The sequence below is a fragment of the Nostoc sp. JL23 genome, from assembly GCF_017115065.1.
Lineage (GTDB): Bacteria > Cyanobacteriota > Cyanobacteriia > Cyanobacteriales > Nostocaceae > Nostoc > Nostoc punctiforme_A.
Map to the genome: position 1 here is coordinate 35,577 of NZ_JABXKN010000042.1, position 8,026 is coordinate 43,602.

1 pseudogene is annotated in these 8,026 nt (G+C 44.2%); it reads right to left on the minus strand.

The annotated features are described in order from the left end of the window. Window positions 1-8: 8 nt before the first annotated feature. Window positions 9-8,021 (minus strand): annotated as a pseudogene (locus HWQ42_RS08870) (amino acid adenylation domain-containing protein); the annotation flags it as partial. Window positions 8,022-8,026 lie beyond the last annotated feature (5 nt).

The following is an 8,026-nucleotide window of genomic DNA, read 5'->3' on the forward strand; positions in this document are numbered from 1 at the left end:
TGGTCTATTTCTGGCTGATTGAGCTTGACTAGCGAGAAATCTGAAGGTGTATAACCTCCACTCTCAGGTGATGAACAATGAGCAATTAGTCCAAGCAATGTCTTGACAAATTCTTGTGCCAGACTTTCGATTGTGGCGTGCTGGTGGATATTTTTGCTGTAAGCCCAATTTATTTGCAACCGTTCTTCAGTAATAACGCTATTAATATCTAGTAGATGAGCGCGGTTGTTCTGCAAACCGTGGCTGTGTCCCGTAGACTCACTAGCTAGCTGCATCCAAGAAGATGTATTGAGCAGTTGGTCGAATTGACCCAAATAATTAAAACTGATTTCTGCTTGCGGTAATGTCTGTAGTTGGGCAGCGATTTCTGCATCCTGACTCAGATAACGCAATAAGCCATAGCCAATTCCTTTATTGGGAATAGCCCGCAGTTGTTCTTTGACAGATTTTAAAGCATCTGCGAGATTTTCTGTTGCTCCCAGTTCCAAAAGTACAGGGAAGATGGTTGTAAACCAACCGATAGTGCGTGACAAATCTACATCATCAATAATATCTTCCCGCCCATGACCTTCTAAGTTGAACAGCACACTCTTAGAGTTAGTCCATCTGCTCAAAACCAGCGCCAAGGCAGTCAGTAGCACATCGTTAATCTGAGTGTTGTAAGCTTTTGGCACATCTTGCAGTAAGGCACGAGTTTGCGCTTCATTTAACGACACTGTTACTGTACTAGCTGCTTCAACAGTGTTTGCCCCTTTATAGTCCACTGGGATAGGAGGAACTGCGGCGCGAGATTCATTCAACCAATAAGCCACCTCGGATTTGAGAGTTTCTGACTGTGCATATTTGGTTAATTTGTTAGACCAATCTTTGAAAGAAGTTGTTTTAGCAGGCAGTGCGATCGCTTTACCGTGAGCAAGTTGCTGGTAAGCTGTTTGCAAATCTTCTAACAATATTCGCCAAGAAACACCGTCAACTACCAAGTGGTGGATAACGATGAGTAATCGCGCCCTCTTGTCAATACCCAGATAGAAAAAGGCGACTTGCACTAGATTCTCTGACAGATTCAAACTCGCCTGTAAGCAAGTTGCGCTAGCTTCAATCGCAGTTTTTTGCTCATTCTGTGGGAGTGCCGATAAGTCTACATAAGAGAAAGCAACGCTATCAGTCACAGCAGAGTGAATTTGCTGCCAAGTAGAGTCAGTTTGTGTAAAACGTAGGCGCAGAGCATCATGATGTACTAGCAATTGCTGCAATACTTGCTTTAATAACTCTGGTTTGAGGTCAGATGGTACTGAAAGCAGAAATGATTGATTAAAGTGATGCGGTTGTTGTAAATTTTGCTCAAAAAACCAGTGTTGAATTGGCGTTAGAGGTAATGTCCCTGTTACCAAACCTTGTTCTATTTGAATAACACTCGCTACATTTGCCACTATGGCCAATTCTGCAATTGTTTGATGTGCGAATAATTGCTTGAGAGTCAGTTGCAATTCTGCAAGCTTTGCTCTGTTGATGATTTGAAGACTGAGAATAGAATCTCCACCGAGTTCAAAGAAGTTATCGTGAACTCCTACTTGCTCTACTTTGAGAACTTCTGCCCAAATCTGCGCTAATATTTCTTCGATTTGATTGCGTGGGGCTACAAAACTGACTTCTAGTTCTCCACGAGAGTCTGGTGCTTTTAATGCGAGGCGGTCTACCTTGCCGTTGGGAGTAAGAGGCAGGGACTCTAGCATCACAAAAGCATGTGGCACCATGTAAGTAGTCAGTTGGTTAGACAGGAAGGAGCGCAACTGGCTAACTGTAGGTGTCTGTCCTAGATGCGTTACTACGTAGGCGATTAGGCGTTTATCACCTGGAGTATCTTCGTGGGCGATAACACAAGATGCTTGCACATCCTGATGTTGGCTCAGGACTGCTTCGATTTCTCCCAACTCGATGCGGAAACCACGTATTTTTACTTGATTGTCAATTCGTACCAGGTATTCAATTGTGCTATCGGGTAGATAACGTGCTAAATCGCCGGTTTTATAGAGGCGCGAATGAGGGTCTGTGCTAAAGGGATTAGAGATAAATTTCTCTTGTGTCAATTGTGGACGGTTAAGGTAGCCTTTTGCTAAACCTAAACCACCGATATGCAATTCTCCTGCTACACCTACAGGAACTGGTTGTAAGTGTGAATCTAAAATGTAAAATTGAGTGTTAGCTATGGGACGACCAATGGGTGCAATTGCGCCAAAGGCGATCGCATTTCTAGCTTCTAGTTGCGTTGACTCATTCCTAAGTTGGCAAATACTCGACCAAATTGTTGTTTCTGTCGGCCCATAGAGATTCCATACTTGGGCACCAGTTTCTAGTAATTGATGAGCTAATTGAGGTGGTAAGGCTTCTCCCCCACACAAGAGTTTCATTCCCAACCGTTGAGTAGATAAGCCGGAAGCTACCAGCATTTGCCAAGTGGCTGGAGTCGCTTGCATCACTGTTGTGCTTGAGTGCTGTAACTTTAGTAACAGCCTAGCGCCATCCCTGGCGACTTCACGTCCAATTACTACTACCTTTGCTCCTACTATGAGTGGCAGATACAGTTCCAAAGCCGCAATGTCAAAGGATATGGTAGTAACGGCACAGAAAGTATCAGAGTCAGTTAATCCTGGACAATGACTCATGGAAACTAAAAAGTTGACTACACTGCTGTGGTTAACTTGAACTCCTTTTGGCTGGCCTGTGGAACCTGAAGTATAAATTACATAAGCCAAGTTTTCTGGTTTGCTGCCAGTGAGTGGATTTTCTCGACTGTGTTGCTCAATGAGTTGGCGATCGCTATCCAAACATACTACCTGTGCGGTATGCTCTGGCAAAGATTCCAATAATGATTGCTGAGTTAACAACACTGGCAGCGCCGCATCATCTAATATGAAACTCAAACGTTGTTGGGGATAGTCTGGGTCAAGTGGCACATAAGCCCCACCCGCCTTGAGGATGCCCAGTAATCCCACAACCATTTCTATGGAGCGCTCCACACAAATACCCACCAGCACATCTGCGGACACTCCCAAAGACTGCAAGTAATTTGCCAACTGGTTAGCGCGACAGTTTAATTGGTAGTAAGTAAGTTGTTGGTTTTCAAATATAACCGCTACAGCATCGGGGGTGCGCTGAACTTGCTCCTCAAATAACTGATAGATGCACAAATCTTGTGGATAATCTACCTGAGTATCGTTCCACTCTACTAATAATTGATGCTGTTCGACTTCTGTCAGCAGGGGCAATTGTGAGATTTGCTGTTCTGGGTTAGCAATAATTCCCTCAAGCAATGTCACAAAATGACCCGTCATGCGCTCAATTGTGCCCGCATCAAACAAGTCTGTATTATATTCCCACACACCCACCAATCCATCAGCAGTGTTCTGCATTAGTAAGGTAATATCAAACTTGGCACTTGTGCTTTCTGGCATCAATGGAGTGACACTTAACCCAGCCAACTCTACTCCAGATAAAGGCACATTCTGAAGTGCAAACATTACTTGGAACAGTGGTGTATGACTGAGGTCTCTTTGTGGTTGCAATGCTTCCACCAGCATTTCAAAAGGCAAATTTTGATAAGTGTATGCCTCCATTGCCATTTCCCGAACACGAGTCAGTAATTCACTAAAGCTCGGATTACCTGCCAAGTTAGTACGCAAGACTAAAGTATTGACAAAAAAGCCAATCAACCCTTCTATCTCACTGCGATCGCGGTTAGCAATGGGAGATCCCACTAAAATGTCTTCTGTACCTGTGTAGCGGTAAAGCAGGGCATCATAAGCTGCTAACAGCGTCATAAACAAGGTTACTCCTTGCTTTTGACTTAGTTGTATCAATCCTTGAGTGAGCGGCTGTGAGAGCGCAAACTCTTGATGTGCGCCAGCGAAAGTCTGCACAGCAGGTCTTGGTCGGTCTGTGGGTAGGGACAACAAGGCTGGTGCATCTTTGAGTTGCTGTTGCCAGTAACTCAGTTGGCTTTGCAGTACGCCCCCTTGCAACCATTGTCTTTGCCACAGTGCAAAATCTGCATACTGAATCGGCAGGGGTGCTAAAGGTGTACCCCTTCGGGGAAGCAAGCTACCTGTAGCGTCTCGTAGAGACGGTTGAGCTTGAGAATAAGCGTTGTACAATGCTGCTAGTTCTTGAAAAAACACACCCATTGACCAGGCATCAGAGACAATATGGTGCATACATACACTCAAAACGTGTTCTGTCTCAGACAGCACTAGTAATGTCGCCCTAACTAATGCTTGATTTGCCAGGTCAAAAGGCTCAATAGCTTGTTGTCGCGCTAATTGCTGTGTAGCGATTTCTTGTTCAGTTGTTGATAAATGCTTTAAGCCAACAACTGAAACTGTCCAATTCGTTTGTGTTTGAATAATTTGAGTTGGTTGTCCATTAACCGTTACAAAATTGGTGCGTAATGCTTCGTGGCGAGCAATAATTTCATGTAAGCTTTGTTCTAGGGCAACTTGATTCAGAGTTCCGACTAGACGCAAAGCTAAGGGAATGTTGTATAAGTCACTGTTCGGCTCGAACTGGTCTAAAAACCAAAGACGCTGTTGAGCATAAGACAGTAGTAATTGAGCATTCTCTGCCCTTTGTGCGATGGGTGGTGTAGAAAGTTCTAAGTTTTGTTGCTGCAATTGTCCAATCGATTGCGCCAATTCCGCAACTGTTGATCTGGCAAACAATTCACGCAATGGTAGTTCCACTTTGAAAATGTTGCGGATACGTGAAACCAATTGCGTTGCTAGTAGTGAGTGTCCACCAAGTTCAAAGAAGTTATCATATATGCCTACAAGCTCTAAGTTCAGCACTTGTGCCCAAAGGAGCGCCAGCATTTCCTCAATGGGTGTGCGCGGGGCGACATATTTTTCTAGCAGTGTGGTGTCTAAATCTGGTTTTGGTAAGGCGCGGCGGTCAACTTTGCCGTTGGGAGTCACGGGTAAGGATTCCAAGATTACAAAAGCACTTGGCACCATGTATTCTGGCAGCTTTGTTTTGAGGAATTGTCGTAGTTCGCTGATTGCGGGTTTACAGTCCTGATGTGCTACCACGTATGCGACTAAGCGTTTATCACCAGGAGTATCCTCACGGGCGATGACACAAGATAACTGCACATCACTATGTTGGCTCAATACTGCTTCAATTTCGCTCAACTCAATGCGGAAACCACGTATTTTTACTTGGTAGTCAATGCGCCCGAGGTATTCTATATTGCCGTCATTTAAATAGCGTACCAAATCCCCAGTTTTATATAATTTACTCCCTTCTGCCTCCTGCCTCCTGCCTCCTGCCTCCTCAAACGGATTGGGAATGAATTTTTCTTGTGTTAACTCTGGACGGTTAAGGTAGCCTTTTGCTAATCCCGCACCACCAATATGCAATTCTCCTGGCACACCTATAGGTACTGGCTGTAAATAAGAGTCCAATATATAGATTTCAACATTCGCTATAGGGCGACCGATGGGTGGTGAGATATTATTATCCCGCCCATTAGAAACTACTAGTCCTGAAGTTGTGACAACAGTATTTTCAGTTGGGCCATAATTATTCACTACCTGGAAAGGGAGTAAACCTGATGGATATCGATGAAGCTTATCTCCTCCAGTCAGTATGGTTCGCAAAGTTGTACTTTCTGGCCATTCCAGAGAGAATAATTGCTCTGCCATCGGTGTTGGCAGAAAACTGATAGTGATCTTTTTCGATTCCAACCAATCTTGCAAATCTACTGGGGATAGAAGAATTTCAGGTTTGACTAAATATATACTTGCTCCTGCGGTCAGGTAAGGCCACAATTCCCATACAGCAGCATCAAATGCTGTTCCTGCTAGCTGAGTTGTTTTGTCTAAGGTCGTGATTTTAAAAGTGCGTTGATGCCAGAACACCAAATTTAGCAATCCTTGATGGGCAATCAGTACTCCCTTGGGTTGACCTGTAGAACCGGAGGTATAAATCACATAAGCCAAGTTAGCTGCTTGTATCTCAGGTATTAAATTATCCTGACTTAACTGAGAAATAAGCTGCCAGTCAGCATCTAAACAAACACGCTGTGCAGTATGCTCAGGCAATCTGTCGAAGAGTTTCTGCTGAGTCAGCAACACTGAAACTTGAGCATCTTCTAACATCAAGCGCAAACGCTCGCTAGGATAGTCTGAAGCAAGTGGCAAATAAGCGCCACCCGCCTTCAGAATCCCTAGCAGTCCCACCACCATTTCTAAGGAACGCTCTACACAAATACCAACTAGCATATCGGCTTTTACACCCAAAGACTTGAGGTAGTGCGCCAACTGGTTAGCGCGACAGTTTAATTCGTGGTATGTAAGATGTTGATTTTCATACACCACTGCTACAGCATCGGGAGTACGTTCAACCTGCTCCTCAAATAACTGATGAATACATTTATCTTGGGGATAATCTACCCCTGTATCATTCCACTTTAGTAATAACTGCTGCTGCTCAATTTCTGTTAGCAGAGGCAATTGTGAAATCTGCTCTTGAGGATTAGCAACAATTCCTTCGAGCAATGTTTGGAAATGCCCCCTCATCCGCTCGATTGTGCTGGCATCAAACAAGTCAGCATTGTACTGCCACACACTCACCAATCCAGTTGCAGTATTCTGCATTGATAAAGTTAAATCAAACTTGGCAGTTGCGCTTTGCGCTGGCAATGAACTGATAGTTAAGCCAGCAAGCTCTACTTCAGATATGGGCGCATTCTGGAGGACAAACATCACCTGAAATAGTGGCGTATGGCTGAGGTCGCGTTGTGGCTGCAATGCTTTTACCAACTCCTCAAAGGGCAGGTCTGGATGAGCGTAAGCTTGCAGTGTCAGTTGCCGCACTCGACTTAGCAATTGCTGAAAACTGGGGTTGTCCGACAAATCGGTACGTAATACTAAAGTATTGACAAAAAAGCCAATTAACCCTTCAAGTTCCAAGCGATCGCGGTTAGCAATGGGCGTACCCACTACAATGTCATCGGAGTCTGTATAGCGATAAAGCAAGGTGACATAAGCCGCAAACAGCGTCATGAATAGGGTGGCTCCCTCTTGCCTAGTGAAATTAGCGATCGCTTCACTCAGTTCAACTGAAAATTCTCCATATTGAATTTCGCCCCGAAAAGTTTGAATCGCTGGTCTTGGTCTGTCTGTGGGTAATTCTAGTAACGTGGGAGCGTTTTTGAGTAGTTGTTTCCAGTAATCAAGCTGCGTTTGGAGTACTTCTGATTGCAACCATTGTCGTTGCCAAATAGCAAAGTCGGCATACTGAATTGGTAGCTCAGGTAGCTGTGGTGACAAGTTATTGCAGATGGCTGAGTAAATGGTTGCTAACTCGTGCATCAATACGCCTATTGACCAACCATCCACTACAATGTGGTGTATTGTTAGTACCAAAGCGTGTTCTACCTCTGTGAGTTTAACCACAGAAGCTCGAATTAAAGGAGAACTAGCAAGGTCAAAGGGTCGATTAGCTTCAGTTGTGGCTAATTGTTGGCAAGCGATTTCTCTTTCACTTTCAGGTAATTCTGATAGGTCTACTATTGCCACATTTAAGTTTAAGCTGTCAGTAATTACCTGGACTGGCTGCTCGTTGATAGTGCGGAAGTTAGTACGTAAAGCTTCGTGGCGATCGGTAATTTTGTTGAGGCTTTGCTCTAGCGCCACGACGTTTAATTTACCGTGAAGTTTTAGAGCTGCTTGTTCGTTATAGGAGGGGTTATCTGGTTCCAACTGGTTTAATAACCAGAGTCGTTCTTGGGCAAAAGATAGAGGTAAGTTCTGAGGACGCTCGGCTTTGATCAGGGGTAAATCTGTATCGGTGTCCGCATTTTTTTCGTGCAGCCAAAAAATAAGTTCTGCTTTATTTTTAGCTAATAAGTCACGAGTTTCTAGCGTCAATACTCCCTTTGGAGCATTAACACGCAACTGCTCACCTTCAACCCACAACTTTACACCCTGTTTACTAAGATCAACTACCAATTGTTCAATATTCACAGAAA